The sequence below is a fragment of the Kribbella sp. WER1 genome (assembly GCF_054189145.1).
In genome coordinates this window covers 6,786,160-6,805,901 of sequence record NZ_CM135186.1, presented here as the reverse complement: position 1 = coordinate 6,805,901, position 19,742 = coordinate 6,786,160, and the positions used below count along the sequence as shown (strand labels likewise).

The window sequence follows — 19,742 nt, the reverse complement described above, 5'->3', positions numbered from 1 at the left end:
CTGAAGTGAACCATGTGGTTCGCAAATCTGTCTACGCCTGTTCTTCGCGCTCCAAAGCCCGCGTCAACGCCGCGAACCCGGCCTCGATCCCGGCCGCGTCCCCGCTCGTCCGCCACTCGATCAGGAACCCGCGCAACGTCCCCAGGATCAGCTCCGCCACCTCTGTACGCCGCTCCGCCGCCCACTCCTGCGGACACAACGCCAGCAACGTCGGCAGGTACTGCCGCGACGCCGACCGGGCCAGATCGGCGTACCGCGCGGAGTCGTACATCGCCAGGCCGATCGCCTGGTCGAGCACCCACGACTCCTCGCCGATCAGCGTCGGCCAGATCGACCGCACCCGCTCGGCCAGCGACCCACCCCGCTCGGCCGCGGCCGACACCGCGCGCGTGATCCGGCGTTCGCGCAACTGCAGAACCGCCTGCGTCAGCAGGTCCTCGGGGCCATCGAAGTGGTACAGCAGCACCTTGTGCGTGGTCCCGGCCGCCCGCGCCGCGCGCCGCAGCGAGAAGTCGACCAGCCCGTTCGTCCCGAGGTCGTCCGCCACCTTGTCGAGCAGTTCCCGCCGCCGCGCCTCACCCCGCGGCGACCGCGCCGACCGCCGATACCCGGCCTGTCCCTCAGCAGTCTGTTCCTCCGTCACCCGGCCAGTATCAGCGACGAGGTCCAGCGCCGCAGGTACGCCGCCACCTCGGCAGCGTCACCCGTGACCGCCGCGACGTACCCGTCCGGCCGCACCACCACGTACCCGGACCGCGGGTAACTGTTGCCCTCGACATCGATCGCGATCGCGCCGTCCACCGGCGGAACCCCGATCGCGAGCACGGTGAACCGCCGCTCCCGGAACAGCTCGAACAACCGCACCGACCCCTCCGCGGTGCGTCCGGTCCCGTCCGGCGCGGTGTCCCCCGCCCGCAGCCGGCGCTTGCCCGGAACGGTCAGCGGCGAGTCGTGGTACCGCGGGTGGTCGTTGCGGCCGCGCTTGTTCTGCCGGGCGAGGAACCGCTTCACGATGTGCGGGAGGATCGGCCGCAACAGCCGCGGCGGCGTGGTCGCGGACGCGAGCCGCTTGTCGCTCTCCTCGAGGATCGCCCGCCCGACCGGTAGCCGCTCCTCCTCGTACGTGTCGAGCAGCGCCTCCGGAGCACCCCGCAGTACGAGCGCCAGCTTCCAGCCGAGGTTGTACGCGTCCTGCACGCCCGTGTTCAGCCCGAACGCCCCGAACGGACTGTGCACATGCGCCGCATCCCCCGCCAGGAACACCCGTCCAGCCCGGTACCGCTCCGCCATCCGCAGGCTGTACCGCCACACCGACAGCCACCGTGGATTGCTGACCCGCAGCTCCGGTACGCCGCTGCGCTCGACGGCCGCCCGCTGCAACCACTCCAGCGTCGGCTCCTCGTCCGCGCCGATCGACGCGATCGCCTGCCACGGCTCGCCTTCGCGGTACGGGCGCAGCGCCAGCATGTGGTCGTCCCCGCCCCAGATGTGCACGGCGTGCTGCGCGAGCCCGGACACGTCGACGTCCGCGAGCAACGCCCGTACGTCGTCCGTCCGCCCCTCGAAACCGATCCCCAGCGCCTTGCGGACCGCGCTCCGGCCGCCGTCGCAGCCGACCAGGTACCGCGCGCGCTCCCGCGACCCGTCTTCGAACGTCGCGAGCACCGACTCCCCCTCGTCGACGAACCCGGTCATCGCGGTCCCGAACTCCACCTCGACACCGCGGCGCGCGAGCCCGTCGCGGAGGATCGCCTCGGTCCGGTACTGCGGCAGCGACACATAGTTCGGGAACGGCCGGGCCGGCGTCGGCGGGTCGGGCGCGATCGTGAAGTCGGCGAGCAGCGCGCCGCCGAGCTGCACGCGGGTCCGGCCGTTCGTCCCGGTCGCCGCGACGAACTCGTCCGCGACGCCGAAGCTGTCGAAGATCTCCAGCGTCCGCGGCTTGATCCCGAAGCCGCGCGACCCCGGCTGCGGTCCCGGTGATCGGTCGACGATCCGCACCGCGAGACCCCAGCGGGTCAGCTCGGTCGCGAGCGTCAGACCGGTCGGCCCGGCACCCACCACCAGTACGTCCAGCATCGCTCGTCTCCCGTCGGTCGCCTCCAGATTAATGTCAATTTGTACATGTCAACTGGTACATTTGTCATGCTACGGTTCACCGCATGTCGTTGCGTCACGGGCTGCTCGGCCTGCTGGATCACCACCACGCCACGGGGTACGAGCTGACGAAGTCGTTCGAGGAGATCAGCCAGTGGGCGTGGCACGCGTCGCACAGCCACATCTATCCGGAGCTGCGGAAGATGCTGGACGCCGGGCTGATCGAGGTCGTCGACGAACAGTCCCGGAACCGGAAGACGTACGGGATCACGCCCGCCGGCCACGAGGAGCTACGGCGCTGGATGCTCGAGCCGGCCGACGAGGTGGTGCGGAGCGCGGCGGCGCTGCGGCTGTTCCTGGTCGGGTCACTCGAGCCGGACGAGGCGCGGGTGTTCCTACAGCAGACCATCGACCAGACGGAGCGCCGGCTGGCCACGTTGCAGGCGCAACTCGAGCAGGCCGGGCCGGAGTGGCGGGCCGATCCGCTCGCCTTCGGCCGGCTCGCGGCCGAACGTGGACTCCGGATGCTCCCGGCCCTCCGCGACTGGGCGAAATGGGGCCTGGAGCAACTGGACGCTAGGTGAACGAGGCGACGAAGTAGCCGACACCGTACGGCGCGGCGTCGTAGAGCAGGTCGCCGTTCAGACCTGTGAGGGCGCCGGCGAGGACCTGCCACGGGGCGCGGCCGGCTGCCTGGAGGGTGGTCGCGAGATCGGGGTCGAGGGCCGCGAGGACGTCGAGATCCACGTCCTGGAAGGCTTTCGCGACCGTGGCGTCGAAGATCTCGGCGCGGGGGTGCAGGTGGACCGGCGCGTGGTCGCTACGCCGGGCGGACCCGTCGCCCATCACCAGCAGGCCGGTCCGCTCGTTGCTCGCAGCAATCTCTTGACCGAGGGCGAGGCAACGGCCGGGGGTCTCGCCGACCGGCACCGCGCGGTACGTCCGGGGCAGCTCGGCCGCCTTCGACCGCTCGAGCAACCAGCCGCCGACGGTCAACGAGAGCGGCAGCACCCGCGGACCGGACCCGATCCGCACACCGGGAGCACCGTACGGCCCGAACGAGCCGCCGGCGTCCCCGCCGTACGTGGCCGATGCCGGGGCTGAACCGACGACGAGGATGGTGGTCGCGGACGACAGTGCGTCGAGGGCGGTGCGGCAGGCGGCGCGCAAGGCATCGAGCTCGGGGGCGGCGCCGGAGGCGAGCTCCGGGACGATGATCGGGGGATGCGGACACACCGCCGCGGCAACGACCGGCACTAGTCGGTCACCCGCCCGTGGCGCAGGAACAGGAAGCCGTCGTCGGCGGAGAGGACGTGCAGGAGGGAGAGCGGCCGCGCTTCGGTGGCCGCGACGCCGTCGGTGATCCGGCGCGCGCCCGGGCCGGCGAGCAGTGGGGACACCGTCAGGCACAGCTCGTCGACCAGATCGGCGGCGGTGAGCGAACCCAGCAGATGCGGCCCGCCCTCACAGAGGATCTGCTTCAGACCCCGCTCCCCCAACGCCCTCGCAGCCGCGGCGAGATCCACCGCATCCTCACCACACACGAGTACGTCGGCGACCTCCCCCAGCGCCGCACGCTGGTCGGCCGGCGACGCCGCGCAGGTGACGACGATCGCCCGGGTCGGCGCGTCCGTGAACACCGGGCTGTCGGCCGGCAGGTCGAGCCGGGCGGACACCGCGGCCAGCGTCGGGTTCTCCGGCAGGCCGTGCTCGACCCGCCAGGCGCGGCGCTTCGCCCCGAGCCGCAGACCGCCGTACCCCTCGGCGCGCAGCGTCCCCGCGCCGACCAGCACGACGTCCGCGAGCATCCGGAGCCGGCCGAGCATGTTCTGGTCGTCCTTGCTGGACAGGCCGCCGGACACGCCCTTCACGGTCACCGCGCCGTCCAGGCTGGTGACGAAGTTCGCCCGGAGGTGCGGCACCGACCGGTCGGCAACCGCGTACGCGGCGATCAGCTCGTCCTCGGTCAGCTCGCGGCCGGCCGCGCGGTCTCGAATCACACCAGGCTCCTTCGGGTGTACGCCGGGGTCGCGGTCTTCTGCAGTACGGCGATCAGGTCGAGCGCCTGCCGGGAACCGGCGACGTCGTGCACCCGGAACACCCGCGCGCCGAGCCAGGCCGCGACGCTGACCGCCGCGAGCGTCGCGGGACCGCGCCGCCCGGACGGCAGGTCGAGGGTCTCGCCGAGGAAGTCCTTGTTCGACATCGCCACCAGCACCGGCCAGCCGGTCGCCGCCAGTTCGTCGACCCGGCGCGTCACCTCGAGCGAGTGCAGCGTGTTCTTGCCGAAGTCGTGGGTCGGGTCGATGACGATCCCGTCCGGGTGGACGCCGGCCGCGATCGCCTTGCGGGCCAGCGCGGTGGTCGTCCGGATCACGTCCGCGACCACGTCGTCGTACGCCATCCGGTGCGGGTCGGTGCGCGGCTTCAGCCCGCCGACGTGGCTGCACACGAGCCCGGCGCCGACCTCGGCGGCGGCACCGGCGAGCTCGGGATCGTGGCCGGACCAGGTGTCGTTGATCAGGTTCGCCCCGGCCGCGCCGACCCGGCGGGCGACGCCGCTGCGGTACGTGTCGACGCTGATCAGCAGGTCCGGATGCCGGTCCCGGACTCCTGCGACGAAGTCGACGGTCCGGCGCAGTTCCTCCGTCTCGTCGACGGGTTCGCCGTACCCGGCCTTGACGCCGCCGATGTCGACCAGGTCCGCGCCGTCAGCGACCGCTTGGTCGATGGCGGTCAGCGCCGCCTGGGTCGCGTACGTCGCGCCGCCGTCGAAGAACGAGTCCGGGGTCCGGTTCACGATCGCCATCACCGCGAACTCCCCCGGCCCGAACGCCCGCCGCCCGAGGCGCAGCACTCCACTGGGTTCCGGATCCACGACCCGACTCTACCGAACGGTCCCGGGTGCGCCTCGGCCACATATCCTATAGGATCTCGTCGACACCCGCCCGCGTAGAACGGCTCCCGCATGGCACGATTCACCGAGTTCGAGACGTACGACGTCCGCTTCCCCACGTCGCTGGACCTGGACGGGTCCGACGCGATGAACACCGACCCGGACTACTCCGCGGCGTACGTGATCCTGCGGACCGACGCCGGAGACGGGCTGGAGGGGCACGGGTTCGCGTTCACGATCGGCCGCGGCAACGACATCCAGACGACAGCCATCGAGGCGCTCCGCGACCACGTCGTCGGGCTCGACCTGGACGCCACGCTGGGCGACCTCGGCGGGTTCTGGAAGTCGCTCGTGCACGACTCGCAGCTGCGCTGGCTCGGCCCCGAGAAGGGCGTCATGCACATGGCGATCGGCGCGGTCGTGAACGCGGTGTGGGACCTGGCCGCCAAGCGGGCCGGCGTACCGCTGTGGAAGCTGCTCGCCGGCCTCACCCCGGAGCAGATCGTCGCCCTGGTCGACTTCCGGTACCTGACCGACGCGCTGACCCCGGACGAGGCGCTGGAGATCCTGCGCGCGGCCGAGCCCGGTCGCGCCGAGCGGGAGGCGGTCCTGCGGGAGCGCGGGTACCCGGCGTACACGACGACCCCGGGCTGGCTCGGGTACGACGACGCGAAACTGGTGCGTCTGTGCCGGGAGGCGGTCGCGGACGGGTTCACCCAGATCAAGCTGAAGGTCGGCGCGGACGTCGCCGACGACATCCGCCGCCTGCGGCTGGCCCGCGAGACGGTCGGCCCGGACATCCGGATCGCGATCGACGCCAACCAGCGCTGGGACGTCCCGGACGCGATCCGCTGGATCGAGGCGCTGGCGCCGTACGACGTCTGGTGGGTCGAGGAGCCGACCAGCCCGGACGACGTCCTCGGGCACGCCGCGATCGCCCGCGCGATCGCGCCGATCCGGGTCGCCACCGGCGAGCATGTGCAGAACCGGGTGGTGTTCAAGCAGCTGCTGCAGGCCGAGGCACTGTCGTTCCTGCAGATCGACTCGGCCCGGGTCGCGGGCGTCAACGAGAACATCGCGAACCTGCTGCTGGCGGCCAAGTTCGGCGTCCCGGTGTGCCCGCACGCGGGTGGGGTAGGACTGTGTGAGCTGGTCCAGCACATGTCGATGTTCGACTACATCGCGGTCAGCGGATCGGTGCAGGACCGGGTGATCGAGTTCGTCGACCACCTGCACGAGCACTTCCTGGACCCGGTGGTGATCCGGGACGGGCACTACGTGGCCCCGGTACGGCCCGGGTTCGGCGCGGAGCTGGATGCCGAGACGCTGACCGACTTCCGGTACCCGGGTGGCAAGATCTGGACCGAACTGGCAGAGGAGGGCAAGTGACGGACTTCGCCGGCCTGCGGGCCGTGGTGACCGGTGGCGCCTCGGGGATCGGGCTCGCGGCGGCCCGGCTGCTGGCCGAACGCGGCGCGCAGGTGGTCGTGTTCGACCTGAAGCCGGACGTCGACGCGCCGTTGACCGGGGTCGCGGCCGACGTCACCGACGACGACTCGATCCGGGACGCGGTCGCCGCCGCGGCGCTGCAGCTCGGCGGCATCGACGTACTGGTGAACAACGCGGGCATCGGCGCCCAGGGCGACGTCAGCGCGAACGACGACGCCGAATGGCACCGGGTGCTGGACGTGAACGTGGTCGGGATCGCGCGGGTCACCCGGGCCGCGCTGCCGCACCTGCGGAAGTCGGCCTCCGCCGCGATCGTCAACACCTGCTCGATCGCCGCGACCGCCGGCCTGCCGCACCGGGCGCTGTACTCCGCCAGCAAGGGCGCCGTCCTGGCGCTGACGATGGCGATGGCCGCGGACCACGTCCGTGAAGGCATCCGGGTGAACTGCGTGAACCCCGGGACGGCGGACACGCCGTGGGTCGGGCGGCTGCTCGACGTCGCGGCGGACCCGGCCGCGGAGCGCGCGGCGCTCGAGGCGCGGCAGCCGATGGGCCGGCTGGTGTCGGCGGACGAGGTCGCGGCCGCGATCGCGTACCTCGCGAGCCCGCTGTCCGGGTCGACGACCGGTACGGCGCTGGCCGTCGACGGCGGTATGCAGAACCTGCGGCTTCCGGCGGCCCGCTCATGAAGCTCTTTCCGGAAGGTCAGCGGGTCGGGCTCGGCGGCGCGCCGTTGGGCAACCTGCTCGGCGAGGTCCACGAGGCCGACGCCGTCGCCGCGGTCAACGCCGCCTGGGACGAGGGCTGGCGGTACTTCGACACCGCGCCGCACTACGGGCTCGGCCTCGCCGAGGAGCGGCTCGGACTCGCGCTGCAGGGCAAGCCGCGGGACTCGTACGTGCTGTCGAGCAAGGTCGGGCGCATCATCTACTCGTCGGAGACCGCGGCGCCCGACGACGAGGGCTTCGACCTCAGTACGACGCGGCGCCGGCGCTGGGACTTCTCCCGGGACGGCGTACTGCAGAGCATCGAGGACTCGCTGCGGCGGATCGGCACCGACCGGCTGGACGTGGTGTTCGTGCACGACCCGGACGATCACTACTCCGAGGCGGTTGCGACCGCCTTCCCGACGTTGATCGAGCTCCGTGAGCAGGGCGTGATCGGCGCGATCGGTTCCGGGATGAACCAGTCGGCGATGCTGACCCGGTTCGTCCAGGAGATCGACCTCGACGTGATCATGCTGGCCGGGCGGTACTCGCTGATCGACCCGGACGGGCTGGACGACGTACTGCCGGCCTGTGTGCGGAACGACGTCCAGGTCGTTGCTGTCGGCATCTTCAACTCGGGCCTGCTGTCGCAGCCGAGGCCGGCCGCCGGCACGACCTTCAACTACGAACCGGCCGCCCAGGCCCTCGTCGACAAGGCCAACAAACTGGCAGACATCTGCGAGTCCCACGGCACAACACTCCCGGCCGCGGCGCTGGCCTTCCCGCTGGCCCACCCCGCCGTCGCCGGCATCGCAGTAGGCTGCCGCAACGCCGCCGAGGTCCACACGAACGCAACCCTCGCCCGGACGGAGGTCCCACCAGCCCTCTGGCAAGACCTCAAGTCCGCCGGCTGGCTGCGGGAGGATGCCCCTACTCCGTAGGTGTTGTGCGTGAGGCCAGGTGGAGGGCTAGGCGTTCGTCTGGGTTGGTTAGGTCTACGCCTAGGAGGTGCTGGATCTTGGTGATGCGGGCGGATGCCGTGTTGCGGTGGATGCCCAGTACTGCGGCTGTTTCCGCCAGGGAGGACTCGGTGTCCAGGTAGACCGCCAGTGTGGTCACCAAGTCGCCCGGCTGGTCTTTGATCGGTGCCAGCAACGCCTGGGCGGCCGGCTGGAACGTATCCGTCCGCGTCCACGCCAGCAGCAGCTGCGCCAACCCCAACCGGTCCACATGCAGGAAGCGCCCGGTCTCCGCGCGCCCGCGGGCCAACCCGGCCGCATCGCCCGCCTCCGCCAACGTGGTGGCGATCCCGCTCGGCCCCGGCTGCACACGCCCGACACCGACGTACGTGTCCACCGTCTGCACCAGCCGCCGTTGGACGCGGCGGATGGCGGCAGCCTGTTGCTGTACTTCGGTCGCCGTCGGCTCGCGGACCGCAGTGATCCACGCCGACCACCCGTCGCCCTGCTCCACCACGACCGCCCGCAGTCCCTCGGCGACGAACGCCTCCACCACATCCGCCCGCCGACCGGCCGCGTCCACCTGGCCGTCCGCGCCGATCCGGATCCCGGTATGCCAGCCGTCGAGCTGCCACCCCAGGTCGACCGCCCGACGCCGGGTCGCCTCGGACGGCTCGCCGTGCAGCAGTTCGCCGAGCAACGACGTACGTTGACGGGCATCCCGCTCCAACTCCAGCCGCCGGAGCGCCAGCCGCTCCCCCACAGCGGGTGCGACGACAGTCAGCACCTCAGGTACGGCGGCGACCTCAGCCGGGACCACGCCGGGCAGTTTTGCCACCAGCCAGCAGACAGGGCCTACGCTGAGCACAGCAACGGCAAGCAGTACGGCGCCGTTAGGCAGATCCACCCGGTAAGGCGCGGCCCATGCGACTGGTACTTGCGGCAATGCGTCCACCAACGCCGTACGCTCGTCCGGCTCCAGCCCGTCTCCGGCGAGCGTGCCGCCGTCAGCACCCGCCAACGTCACCGGACGGTGCAGCACGGTGGACGTTGTCCGCAGTACCGACGTGAGGTCGCCACGGGTGCGCCTGAGCTCGGACACGGCGCGGAGGACCAGATCGGAGCGCAGTACTTCGGGCTCAGCCGTCACGCGCCGCAGATACTCGTGCGCCGCCAGCGGATCCGGACATCCCAGCACCGGCAACTGCAACCGCTCCGCCAGCAACTGGGCCCCACGCCCCAGCGGCTCGGTCCCAGCCAGCAACAGCGCACCGGCGCCCGCGGCCGACGCCCGGCTGATCAAAGCGTCCACCCGCCAGTCCCGATGGTCCTCGACCACCAACACCACCAGCACTCGCCCAGCCAGCCCCTCAGGCCGAGCCCCCAACCCCAACACCACAAAGGAACCCGTCAGCAAAGGCTCCGCGTCGGCGGGGCCGGCGAGCAGAACCACCTCTTTCCAGCCAGGGGACACGAGCATCGCGGTGAGCGGTGTCACGAGGCTTCCAGGAGTTGCGGCTCGCACGACAGGCCGAAGGCCTCCGGGCTGACGTGACGAAGCCGGTCCGGCCGCCGCCACCAGGTCGGACCGGGAAGGGCGAGTACTACGACCTCGTCGCCGGTGCGTACGGCGTCGACGGCGATCGGCTGGAGCGTGCGGTGGTCGAGGACGCACAGGAGATCCGGTGTGGTGACTACCGGCGACCCGTCGACCAGTGCGAGCAGGTATTCGTTCTCGGTCTCGATACGGATGACGGCTCGACTACCGGAGTCCACCACGCACAGGCTCCCCCGGCCGAACGCCGCACCACCGTCAGCGATCACATGCCGTGCAACCTCCTCCACCCGCCCACTCCCGAGCAACCGCCCGCCCAGCCCGTCAGCAACAGCAGCCGGCCCCACACCGGGCTCAAGCGCGGCATGCGCCCGTCCGAGCGCCAACGCCCGCGTAAGACTCCCTTCAACGGCATCAACCGCCGCAGCCTCGATCGGTGTCGGGGCCAGCGCCAGCACCGCCCATCCACCCGTCTGCGCAACAAAGCTCCGCACAGCCCGCTCCAGCCCGGCAGCGTCGACGTTGTCGACCACGATCACCTGCCCGCTCGGCTCACTCAGCGCACACGGCGTCAACGACCGCCCGGCCACCGCCCACGAGAACTGATCCAGCCGCGGCAACGCCCGCCCCATCAGATCCACGTCGACCACAGGCAACCCCAGATCCAGCGCGGCGATCAACGGCGTCAGCCCGTTCAGCCCACCGGCCTCCAGCGACATCAGCGCGGTCACGTCCACCCCGGTCCACCGGCTGACCGCCCGTACCGCGGTCTCGAACTCCCCGCCGCTCGGCAACTTCTCCATCAGCACACTGGTCGCCCCGACCACCCCGATCGGGCTCACCGCGACACCGGGCAGGTCGGCCGCGTCCCGCAGTTCCAGCTCCGCCGTCCCGAGCCGCCGCCGCAGCATCCGCCCGAACGCGCCCGTGTCGCCCCCGCCGCCGGAGCCCAGCAACGTGACCCCGACGACCAGCGCCTCCAGGTCCTGCTCCCGGACGATCGTCGCCATGGCCCGATCCTCCCACCGCGGACCGCCGGCACCCATCAAACGCGCCAAACCGCCCCGCCCGGCGGTCGCCTGAGCGCGGCGTCCGCCGTACCGCGGCAATTGACGAGTGCTGGAGGTCCGGGGTGGAACCCCGGCCCGCCGCGGAGGGGTCAGCACGGCGGGCCAGGGGGCTTACGGGACGAGGGCGTGCCGCTCGACCGGGTCGAACTCGACGTCCAGCCCGAAACACGACGGGCCGAAGACCGCCAGCGCCTCGGGGGTTCGCATCAGGTCCGGCGTCGAGATGCCGACGACCGTGACGCGCTGGCCGTAGCGGAGGCCCTCGGTGGTGATCGGCTCCGCGGTGTCGGCCTCGAGGACGCAGATCAGGTCCGGCACCGTGCACACCACGTCGCCGTCGACCTCCGCGACCAGGTTCTCGTTCTGGAAGCGCAACTCCAGCTGCGACGTCCCGTCGAACCCGGTGAACCGCGCCCGCCCGCGCGCGAAGCCCTCGACGGTACGCCGTTCCACGTCGACGACCTTCCCGCGGAACAGCACCCGCAGGTGGCTGTACAGCGTCGGCGCCAGCGCCTCCCGGACCGCCTCGATCGGGTCCGCGTGCTCCGCCCGAGCCTCCCGGACGGCGCGCCCGATCGACAGCCCGAGCGACAACGTCCGCGGTACGGCGGTCCGCTTCACCTCGGCGCCGGTCATCGAGTACTCCGCGATGTGCGCGACCCCGCCGAGCCGGATCGTGATCCCCCGCGCGAGCCACTCCATCTGCTGGTTGTCGGTACCGCTGTCGATCACGACCGTCTCGTCGTGCTCCCCCGCGATCGCCATCGGCGACCCCGGTACGCCGTACACCGAGAACGTCTCCATCTGCAGCTCGGGGAACGCCCGGCCCATCCCGTCGGCGTCAACGACCGGCAGTCCGGTGCGGGCCGCGACGAGCAGCGGGATCATCGAATTGATGCCGCCGCACTCGATCGGCATCGTCGCGTCGGCGCGCCGGCCGAGGTGCTTCTCCAGGGCGCGGAGGGCGCCGACCGGTTCGCTGCCGCGCGGGATCTTCTCCACGATCACGGTCGGCGCACCCATCTGCGCGGTCGGGATCACGAACGCGTCGTCGGCGAGTTCGTCCGGGTCGAGGACGGTCACCGGCCCGTGTTCACGGATCGCCTGCTCGACGAGCAGCCGGCCGATCAGCGGGTCGCCGCCACCACCGGTGCCGAGGATCGCCGCACCGCGGGCAAGGTCGCGCAGGTGCTCGATGCCGAGTTGCCAGCTCATGCCCGTCCTCGCTTCGCTCCGGGCGGGCATGAGGCACGAATCGCACTGTGCTTTCTGATGCCCTCGCTTCGCTCGGTCATGCGGTCTCCAGGGCGCGGATCGGGTCGAGGTCGTAGCCGAAGTACCGCGGGCCGACCAGCTCGATGCCCGCGGGCGAGTGCCAGCGTTCGTCGGACGGCGCGGCGAGCACGCTGACGCGGTGGCCGTACCGCAGTGCCTCGGTGGTGATCGGTTCGCCGGTCTCGGTGTCGAGCACGATGATCAGATCCGGCGTGGTCGCCACCGCCGTACCGTCGAGCTCCGCGACCAAGTGCTCGTTCTGGAAGCGCAGTGTGAGCAGCTGTCCGTGGGACGCGTCGAGCCCGTCGACGGCCGCGTCGCCGCGAGCGAAGCCGGTGGTCGTACGGCGTTGTACGTCGACGACCTTGCCGACGTGCAGGAGCCGCCCGCCGAGTTCGTCCACGACCGCCGCGACCGGGTCGGCGTGGGAGCGCTGGGCCTGCTCGATCGCGCGGCCGATCGTGACGCATTTGCTCAGCGTCCCGGCCACGAACGACCCGCGCACCTCGGCGCCGGTCATCGCGTAGAGCGAGACGATCGCGGAGCAGCCCATGTCGACGGTGGCGGAGCGGGCGAGGCGTTCGGCCCACTCGTTGGTGACCGTGTCGAACACGCCGCGGTTGCCCTTCTCGTCGACGATCGCCATCGGCGTCGCCTCGATCCCGGCCAGCGTCGGCAGCACCATCTGCAGCTCGGGGAACGCGCGGCCCATCCCGTCGCCGTCCACCAGGGGCAGCCCGAGTTGCGCCGCGGCGATCACCGGGACGGTCGAGTTCACGCCGCCGGCCTCGATACAGGCGAGGTGGGTCGGCGTCTTCCCGACGTACTTCGCGAGCGTCTGCACGGCGACCGCGATCTGGTCGGCGGACGGCAGCTTCTCCACCATGACCGTTGGCGCACCCATCATCGCGACCGGCAGCACGCACGCGTCGTCCGGAAGGTCGCCGACGGCAACCACTTCCACCGGCCCGTACTCCTTCAACGCCTGCTGGGCCAGCAACCGCCCGATGTGCGGATCGCCACCACCACCGGTCCCGAGCACAGCGGCCCCACTGGCCAGCGGCCCCAAGTCCTCAGCACGCAACTTCATCCCAACCACTCCACTCCTGGGGTCGGCGCCGCGCCGAGCGGTGCCGCCGCGGGGCTGAGCTGGTCCGCGGCGGCGCCCAGCCGGATGGCCGGCTCGCCAGGCCCGGACGCCCACGCCATCACAATCGCTGGTTTCGTCGCCTGCTCCGCGTGGCTGCCGGCTCGTCGCTCGATTGTGATGGCCTGACGGTCCGCGTTCATCGCGCTACCCCCAGGCGGAGGTCGCCGACCGCCTTGCAGCGGATGCGGGTGGCGTTGCCGGGGAGGTACGGGATCGGGACCTCGTCGAAGTCGACGATGCGGACCGCGGCGGGGTCGGCGCCGGCCGCGATCGCGCGGTCGACGGCCTCCTGGCGGGCCTCGTCGACGACCGCGTCCCGGCGGCCCGGGTCGATCGCGTACACCCGGTCGACCTCGCCGCCGACCTGCGCGATCGCGGCGCCGATCGCGTTCGCGACCGCGAAGTTCTCCGGCCGGTGCACCGGGAGGCTGCCGGGCAGGTCCTCGGGCAGCAGGATCGACCCGCCGCCGACCGCCACCACCGGCAGCGGGTCCGGCGACGTCCGCATCCGCTCCACCGCGTCCGCGATGTCCGCGGCGACCCGGGCCAGCGCGGCCTTCACCAGCGTCGGATCCAGGTCCGCGACCGCGTCCGAGTCGCCCACGAGAGCCCGCCCGGCCGCGACCGCGATGTCGGTCGCCGTCAGCGTCGTACCGCCGAAGACCAGCGCCTCCTCGGTCAGCCGGTACCCGACCGACCGCGGCCCGACCGTCACCAGGTCGTTGTCCGAGGCCACCAAACTGCCGCCGCCGATCCCGATGCTGAGCACGTCCGGCATCCGGAAGTTCGTCCGTACGCCGGCCACGTCCACCTCGGTCGTCGCCTCCCGCGGGAACCCGTGCGTGAGGACGCCGACGTCACTCGTCGTACCGCCGACGTCGACCACCGCGCAGGTGTCCAGCCCGGAGAGCAGGGCGGCGCCGCGCATCGAGTTCGTCGGGCCGGACGCGAACGTCGCGACCGGGTACCGGCGGGCGAAGTCGACGTCCATCAGCGTGCCGTCGTTCTGGCTCAGGTACAGCGGCGCGGAGATGCCGTGGCCCTCGACGGCGCTGGCCAGTCCGTCGACGATCGAGGCGGCGAGTTCGCGGAGCGCGGCGTTGATGATGGTCGCGTTCTCGCGCTCCAGCAGGCCGATCCGGCCGATCTCGTGGGACAGCGAGATCGCCACCTCGTCGCCGAGCTCGGCGCGCAGGATCTCGGCGGCGCGCAGCTCGAACTCGTTGCTCACCGGCGAGAACACCGAGGAGATCGCCACCGACCGTACGCCGTGCTGCCGCATGTCGTCGGCGTGCCGGCGCAGCTCGTCCTCGTCCAGCTCCGCGATGTGCCGGCCGTCGAACTCGTGGCCACCGTGCGCGAGGTAGCTGCGCCCGCTGATCGCCGCGACCAGCCGCTCCGGCCAGTCGACCAGCGGCGGCAGCGACGCGGTCGCCGGCAGGCCGAGGCGGAGCGCCGCGGTCGGGGCGAGGCGGCGGGCCTCGATCAGCGCGTTGATGAAGTGCGTGGTGCCGATCATCACGCCCTGCACCTGCGCCGGGTCGAAGGATCGCTCCGCCTGCAGCCGGTCCAGGGTGTCGACGATGCCGGCCGTCACGTCCGCACTGGTCGCGGACTTGTTCGCCGCCAGCACGTTGACGTCGGCACCCTCGCCGTCGAGCAGCACGGCGTCGGTGTTCGTCCCACCGACATCGATACCGATACGCATTCCAGTTCCTCCCGTGTCGTCACCCAGCTCGAGCCGGGGACTGTTGGTCGCTCAGTTGGTTGCCGGTAGGGCGTTGACGTCGGTGGTGGGTTCGGGTTCCATCGTGCGGCTGGTGCCGATGCCGCGGATCAGGCCGAGCTTGCCGGCGACGACGTACGCGAGGAAGCCGACGAGCAGCGAGTTGATGCTCGGCAGGCCCCAGGCGACGTACTTGCCGATCAGCGCGGCGCCGACCCAGATCACGATCGTCGCCGGTACCCAGGTCGGCGCGGTCGGGGGCAGCGTGCCGCCGGCCCGGGACGCCTCCAGGTCGGGGCGCCAGCGCTTCACGACGAAGTACTCCGCGACCATGATCCCGGCGATCGGCGGGAACGCGACGCCCAGCACGATCAGGAACTCGGTGAACTTGTCCAGGATCCCGCCGGCCGCGAGCACACTGCCGAGGACGCCGACCGCCAGCGTGACGACCGCCCGGTTGACCCGCTTGCCGAACACCGTGCCGATGAAGTTCACCACGCCGAGGCCGGAGCTGTAGAGGTTCCAGTCGTTGATCTTCAGCGTGCCGAGGATGATCACCAGCGTGCCGACCCAGCCGACCGACGAGGTGACGATCGTGATCACGTTGGCCGAACCAACGGCATGCGCGAGCAGTACGCCGACCAGGCCGATCACGTACTCGCCGAGCGTGACCCCGAGGATCGTCTGCTTGACCACGTCGCCGACGCCACGGTTGTACCGGGTCATGTCCGGCGTGATCACCGCGCCGACGATGAACCCACCGGCGACCAGCGTCGTACCCTCCAGCAGGCTCAGGTGCGGGCCGGGCGGCGCCGCGTTCACCAGCGACCCCAGGCTGTGGTTGTGCAGCTCGCTGATGATCGACCAGCCGACGAGGATCAGGAACGCCGGGACGGTCACGTACGCGACCCAGGCCATCGAGTGGAAGCCGCGAAGTACGACGAGCGTCACGAGCAGGCCGAACACCAGCGACCAGCCCCACGTCGGGAGTACGCCGATCAGCTGGCTCAGGCCCGCCGCGGACACCGCGGACTGGATCCCGAACCACCCGATCAGGCTGATCCCGATCGCCAGCCCGATCAGCGACGACCCCGCCTGACCGAACCCGGTCCAGCGCGCGATCACCGACGTCTGCAGCCCTTCGCGGGCGCCGATCACCCCGATCAGGATCGCGACCAGTTCGAGGATCACCGCGCCGAGCGTCAGCGCCCAGAACGCGTGCCAGAAGCTCATCCCGAACCCGAGCGTCGCACCGAGCAGGAACTGGCTGAGCGCCGAGATCTGCCCGAACCGCTGGGTCGCGACGGACCACCAGGAGTAGCGCGCATGCTCGGGGACCCGGGCGAGCGCGTAGTCGTCGGCGCCAACAGAAGAACCGGCCATGGTGGGACCTCCAGCTCTGGGCCCTGCACTGTAGGAATTGGCACCGAACGTACGTCTGGCGGCTTCCAGGCTCACCGTCCAGTGTGCACACCCGGCGCGTGCGCACTGTGCATCTCGCCCAGGTCGGTACTCTTGCCGGGATGGCTGGACGCATACACGACTGCGGAGCGCGACTGCTGCGCGTACTCGGCGTACTCACCGTGGTCGCCGGGGTGTTCGCGATGCACGGCCTCACGTCGGACCACGACGCGGCGATGGTGATGCCGGGGACGGTCGTGATGGAGCATCCGGCCGAGGTCCACGTGACGGCTGCCGACGAGATGCCGGGCATGGGTGGCGCGTGCGTGGGCGTGCTGACCGGGTTGGTGCTGCTGCTGTCGGTGCTGCTCGGGCTGCGGAGTCTGCTGGTGTGGCGCGCGGTTGCGGTGCCGGTCTACCGCGTGGCGCGGGCGCTGGGTGAGCGGTCACCGCCGCGGGTGGTGCTGTCTTCCTTGGGGGTACTGCGGATATAGGCCGACGTGCGCCTTGTTCCGCCGTACCTACAACGCAACCAAGGAATGTGATGACGCACGTCTACCGTACGACCGTTGTACTGCTTGTCCTACTGGCCGCTGTCGGGTGTGGGAAGACCGCAACACCCGCATCCAGTCACAACGACGCCGATGTGACCTTCGCGTCGCAGATGATCCCGCACCACCAGCAGGCCGTCGAGATGGCCGACTCGGCGTTGCAGAAGGCAACGAACGCGGAGGTCAAGAAGCTGGCGACCGCGATCAAGGCGGCGCAGGATCCGGAGATCAAGCTGATGTCCGGCTGGCTGACCGCCTGGGGCAAGCCGGTCCCGACCCCCGGCGAACACGCCGGTCACACGATGACCGGGATGATGAACCCACAGGAGATGGACGGCCTGGCGAAGGCGGCCGGGAGCATGTACGACCGCATGTGGGTCACGATGATGATCAAGCACCACCAGGGCGCGGTCACGATGTCCAAGACCGAACAGTCCACCGGCAAGGACACCGCCGCGATCGCCTTGGCCAAGCAGATCCAGACAGCTCAGACCACTGAGATCGCCACCATGCAACGCCTCCTCGGACGCCTACCGGCCGCCTGAGCGGACCTTTCCGGAAAGAAATCGTCTCTCCACGGCGATTTCTTTCCGGAAAGCCCTCGGCCAGCAACGCGTTACCCGGCGAGCCGGTGCGGGGAGAGGTCGAGGCGGCGGAGTAGTTGGGCGTTGAGGGCTACCACGATCGTGGAGATCGACATCAGCAGCGCGCCGACGGCCGGCGAGACGACGATCCCGGCGAACGCGAGGACGCCGGCCGCGAGCGGGACCGTGATGACGTTGTAGCCGGTCGCCCAGACGAGGTTCTGCCACATCTTGCGGTAGCTCGCCTTCGACAGCTCGATCACCGACAGGACCGCGCGCGGGTCGTCCGCGGCGAGCACCACGCCGGCCGACTCGATCGCGACGTCCGTCCCGGCGCCGATCGCGATCCCGACCTCGGCGCGGGCCAGCGCGGGCGCGTCGTTCACGCCGTCGCCGACCATCGCAACCTTCAGCCCGCGGGCCTGCAGCTCCGCGACCTTGGCGTCCTTGTCCTGCGGCAGTACCTCCGCGAACACCTCGTCGATCCCGAGCTCACGCGCCACCGCGTCGGCCACCTGGTGCGCGTCGCCGGTGATCATCGCGACCTTGACACCCCGCCGATGCAGCGCCGCGACCGCCTGCCGCGACTCCTCCCGTACTTCGTCCTCGAGCGCGATCGCCCCGACCACCTCGCCGTCCCGCACCACATGCAGCACCGCGGCGCCCCGCGCCTTCCATCCCGCCACCTCGCCGGCCAGCACCTCCGGCTCCGCCAGCCCACTCTCCCGCAAATACGCAGGCCCACCCACCGCAACCTCAGCCCCCTCCACCACAGCCAGCACGCCACGCCCAGTCAACGACCTGAAGTCCGTCGCCACCACCCGCCCGTTGCCCCAGGCAACCGCTCCCGAGGCTGCACCCCCAGCCCCAGCCCCGACTCCAGCCGCTCCTGCAGCTCCGCCGGGATGATCACCGCGAGCGCCGCCCACCTGCGCGTCGGGCTGCGCGGCGGCTGCGCGGACGATCGCCTTCGCCAACGGGTGTTCGCTGTCGGCTTCTACCGCACCGGCCAGCGTCAGCAGTTCGCCTTCCGACAGCCCGCCGACCGCGGCGACTCCGGTGACGGCCGGCTCGCCTTTCGTGAGGGTGCCGGTCTTGTCGAACAGGACGGCGTCGATCGTCCGCATGCGCTCCAGTGCCAGCCGGTTCTTCACCAGTACGCCGGCGCGCGCCGCGCGTTCCGTGGAGATCGCGATCACCAGCGGGATGGCCAGGCCGAGGGCGTGCGGGCAGGCGATCACGAGTACGGTCACCGTCCGGGTGACCGCGTCGTCCAGCTTCCCCAGCAGTGCCCACACCACGAACGTGAGCAGTCCCGCGATCGACGCGAAGTAGAACAGGAACGCCGCCGCGCGATCGGCCAGCGCTTGTGCCCGGGACGACGACGCCTGCGCCTCGGCCACCAGCCGCTGGATCCCGGCCAGTGCGGTGTCGTCGCCGACCGCGGTGATCTCGACCCGCAGAGCGTTGTCCGTGGCAACGGTCCCGGCGACGACCGGATCGCCGGCGGCGCGCGACACCGGCCGGGACTCCCCGGTGATCATCGACTCGTCGACCTCGGCGTACCCCTCGACCACCGTCCCGTCGGCCGGCACCCGGCCGCCCGACCGCACCAGCACGACGTCCCCGGCCCGCAGTTCGTGCAGCGAGACCTCGACGACGCCGTCGTCGGTGACCTTCTCGGCCGCGTCGGGCAGCAGCGCCGCCAGCGCGTCGAGCGCACCGGACGCGGCGCCGAGCGCCCGCATCTCCAGCCAGTGCCCGAGCAGCATGATCACGATCAGCAGCGCGAGCTCCCACCAGAAGTCCAGGTCGAACCCACCGAGCTTCAGCGTCGTCACCCAGGACGCGACGAACGCGACCGTGATCGCCATCGAGATCAGCAGCATCATCCCGGGGCGGCGGCTCCGCAGTTCGCTCCAGCCGCCGGTCAGGAACGGCTGCCCGCCGTACAGGAAGATCACCGTGCCGAGCACGGGCGCGATCAGCCCCGAGCCGGGGAACTCGGGCGGCATGTACCCGAGCAGGTCCCCGAACATCGGACTGAAGAACACCACCGGCACGGCCAGCACCAAGCTGATCCAGAACCGGTCCTTGAACTGTGCCGCATGATCCCCGTGCCCACCGTGACCATGAGGCCCGCCATGTCCCTCGTGACCGCCGTGCTGATGCTGCTCGTGCTCGCTCATACCCTCGAATATACCCCCAGGGGGTATCTATCTCAACCCTCCGCCCACCGAGTCGTGAGAAACGGTCGCGAAAAACAACCTCGATCCACGACTCGCGAACACCAGCCCGAACCATCCGCCACGACTCGGCGAG

19 protein-coding genes are annotated in these 19,742 nt (G+C 71.1%); 6 read left to right on the top strand and 13 right to left on the bottom strand.

Going from position 1 to position 19,742, the window contains the following annotated elements:
• Nucleotides 1–31: 31 nt before the first annotated feature.
• Together ACXJJ3_RS33380 and ACXJJ3_RS33375 are read right to left on the bottom strand one after the other, a co-directional pair.
• Complete coding sequence (locus ACXJJ3_RS33380; RefSeq protein ID WP_458165854.1) at nt 32–643, bottom strand: hypothetical protein; 612 nt, start codon at nt 641–643, stop codon at nt 32–34.
• Nucleotides 640–2,079, bottom strand: a complete 1,440-nt coding sequence (locus ACXJJ3_RS33375; RefSeq protein ID WP_458165853.1) for an FAD-dependent monooxygenase — start codon at nt 2,077–2,079, stop codon at nt 640–642. Before ACXJJ3_RS33375 ends, ACXJJ3_RS33380 begins: the two co-directional genes overlap by 4 nt.
• Before the next feature lie 83 nt (nt 2,080–2,162).
• On the opposite strand from ACXJJ3_RS33375, the gene ACXJJ3_RS33370 reads away from it, so the two are divergent.
• Complete coding sequence (locus ACXJJ3_RS33370) at nt 2,163–2,681, top strand: PadR family transcriptional regulator (RefSeq protein WP_458165852.1); 519 nt, start codon at nt 2,163–2,165, stop codon at nt 2,679–2,681.
• Here the strand turns inward: ACXJJ3_RS33370 and ACXJJ3_RS33365 are convergent.
• From ACXJJ3_RS33365 to folP, 3 genes are read right to left on the bottom strand one after another with little or no spacing between them, the layout of a single operon-like run.
• The gene (locus ACXJJ3_RS33365; RefSeq protein ID WP_458165850.1) at nt 2,674–3,354 is read right to left on the bottom strand and encodes a class III extradiol dioxygenase subunit B-like domain-containing protein; all 681 of its coding nucleotides are present in this window, start codon (nt 3,352–3,354) and stop codon (nt 2,674–2,676) included. The genes ACXJJ3_RS33370 and ACXJJ3_RS33365 overlap by 8 nt on opposite strands.
• Nucleotides 3,354–4,097 carry a pyrimidine reductase family protein gene (locus ACXJJ3_RS33360; RefSeq protein WP_458165849.1) on the bottom strand — a complete coding sequence of 248 codons (744 nt, stop codon included), beginning with the start codon at nt 4,095–4,097 and terminating at the stop codon, nt 3,354–3,356. The genes ACXJJ3_RS33365 and ACXJJ3_RS33360 overlap by 1 nt, the downstream gene beginning before the upstream one ends.
• Nucleotides 4,094–4,975 carry a dihydropteroate synthase gene (gene folP / locus ACXJJ3_RS33355; RefSeq protein ID WP_458165847.1) on the bottom strand — a complete coding sequence of 294 codons (882 nt, stop codon included), beginning with the start codon at nt 4,973–4,975 and terminating at the stop codon, nt 4,094–4,096. Before folP ends, ACXJJ3_RS33360 begins: the two co-directional genes overlap by 4 nt.
• A gap of 90 nt (nt 4,976–5,065) precedes the next feature.
• On the opposite strand from folP, the gene ACXJJ3_RS33350 reads away from it, so the two are divergent.
• Genes ACXJJ3_RS33350 through ACXJJ3_RS33340 form a run of 3 tightly spaced genes read left to right on the top strand, consistent with a single transcriptional unit; the run spans nt 5,066 to nt 8,090 of the window.
• Nucleotides 5,066–6,382 carry an L-fuconate dehydratase gene (locus tag ACXJJ3_RS33350; protein WP_458165846.1) on the top strand — a complete coding sequence of 439 codons (1,317 nt, stop codon included), beginning with the start codon at nt 5,066–5,068 and terminating at the stop codon, nt 6,380–6,382.
• On the top strand, nt 6,379–7,131 hold the full coding sequence (locus tag ACXJJ3_RS33345) for an SDR family NAD(P)-dependent oxidoreductase (RefSeq protein WP_458165845.1): 753 nt from the start codon (nt 6,379–6,381) through the stop codon (nt 7,129–7,131). Before ACXJJ3_RS33350 ends, ACXJJ3_RS33345 begins: the two co-directional genes overlap by 4 nt.
• Nucleotides 7,128–8,090, top strand: coding sequence for an aldo/keto reductase (locus ACXJJ3_RS33340; protein ID WP_458165844.1), 963 nt, complete (start codon nt 7,128–7,130; stop codon nt 8,088–8,090). Before ACXJJ3_RS33345 ends, ACXJJ3_RS33340 begins: the two co-directional genes overlap by 4 nt.
• Here the strand turns inward: ACXJJ3_RS33340 and ACXJJ3_RS33335 are convergent.
• The 7 genes from ACXJJ3_RS33335 to ACXJJ3_RS33305 all read right to left on the bottom strand — a co-directional run bounded on the left by ACXJJ3_RS33335 (nt 8,080) and on the right by ACXJJ3_RS33305 (nt 16,267).
• Nucleotides 8,080–9,462 (bottom strand): PucR family transcriptional regulator, encoded by a 1,383-nt coding sequence (locus ACXJJ3_RS33335; protein ID WP_458165843.1) that lies wholly within the window; start codon nt 9,460–9,462, stop codon nt 8,080–8,082. The two genes, ACXJJ3_RS33340 and ACXJJ3_RS33335, sit on opposite strands and share 11 nt — an antisense overlap.
• Before the next feature lie 140 nt (nt 9,463–9,602).
• The gene (locus tag ACXJJ3_RS33330) at nt 9,603–10,673 is read right to left on the bottom strand and encodes a DUF917 domain-containing protein (protein ID WP_458165842.1); all 1,071 of its coding nucleotides are present in this window, start codon (nt 10,671–10,673) and stop codon (nt 9,603–9,605) included.
• Between the two features lie 171 nt (nt 10,674–10,844).
• Nucleotides 10,845–11,948, bottom strand: a complete 1,104-nt coding sequence (locus ACXJJ3_RS33325) for a DUF917 domain-containing protein (protein WP_458165841.1) — start codon at nt 11,946–11,948, stop codon at nt 10,845–10,847.
• Between the two features lie 76 nt (nt 11,949–12,024).
• A complete protein-coding gene (locus tag ACXJJ3_RS33320; protein WP_458165840.1) occupies nt 12,025–13,098 on the bottom strand; it encodes a DUF917 domain-containing protein in 1,074 nt (357 codons plus the stop codon).
• Nucleotides 13,095–13,298, bottom strand: a complete 204-nt coding sequence (locus tag ACXJJ3_RS33315; protein ID WP_458165839.1) for a hypothetical protein — start codon at nt 13,296–13,298, stop codon at nt 13,095–13,097. The genes ACXJJ3_RS33320 and ACXJJ3_RS33315 overlap by 4 nt, the downstream gene beginning before the upstream one ends.
• Nucleotides 13,295–14,866 carry a hydantoinase/oxoprolinase N-terminal domain-containing protein gene (locus ACXJJ3_RS33310; protein WP_458165838.1) on the bottom strand — a complete coding sequence of 524 codons (1,572 nt, stop codon included), beginning with the start codon at nt 14,864–14,866 and terminating at the stop codon, nt 13,295–13,297. The genes ACXJJ3_RS33315 and ACXJJ3_RS33310 overlap by 4 nt, the downstream gene beginning before the upstream one ends.
• A gap of 51 nt (nt 14,867–14,917) precedes the next feature.
• Complete coding sequence (locus tag ACXJJ3_RS33305) at nt 14,918–16,267, bottom strand: purine-cytosine permease family protein (protein WP_458165837.1); 1,350 nt, start codon at nt 16,265–16,267, stop codon at nt 14,918–14,920.
• Between the two features lie 140 nt (nt 16,268–16,407).
• Here ACXJJ3_RS33305 and ACXJJ3_RS33300 point away from each other — a divergent pair, with 140 nt between their 5' ends.
• Both ACXJJ3_RS33300 and ACXJJ3_RS33295 read left to right on the top strand, forming a co-directional pair.
• Nucleotides 16,408–16,779 (top strand): DUF6153 family protein, encoded by a 372-nt coding sequence (locus ACXJJ3_RS33300; protein ID WP_458165836.1) that lies wholly within the window; start codon nt 16,408–16,410, stop codon nt 16,777–16,779.
• A gap of 50 nt (nt 16,780–16,829) precedes the next feature.
• Nucleotides 16,830–17,381 (top strand): DUF305 domain-containing protein, encoded by a 552-nt coding sequence (locus tag ACXJJ3_RS33295; protein ID WP_458165835.1) that lies wholly within the window; start codon nt 16,830–16,832, stop codon nt 17,379–17,381.
• A gap of 71 nt (nt 17,382–17,452) precedes the next feature.
• On the opposite strand, the gene ACXJJ3_RS33290 is transcribed toward ACXJJ3_RS33295, so the two are convergent.
• Nucleotides 17,453–19,609, bottom strand: coding sequence for a heavy metal translocating P-type ATPase (locus ACXJJ3_RS33290; RefSeq protein WP_458165834.1), 2,157 nt, complete (start codon nt 19,607–19,609; stop codon nt 17,453–17,455).
• Between the last annotated feature and the right edge of the window lie 133 nt (nt 19,610–19,742).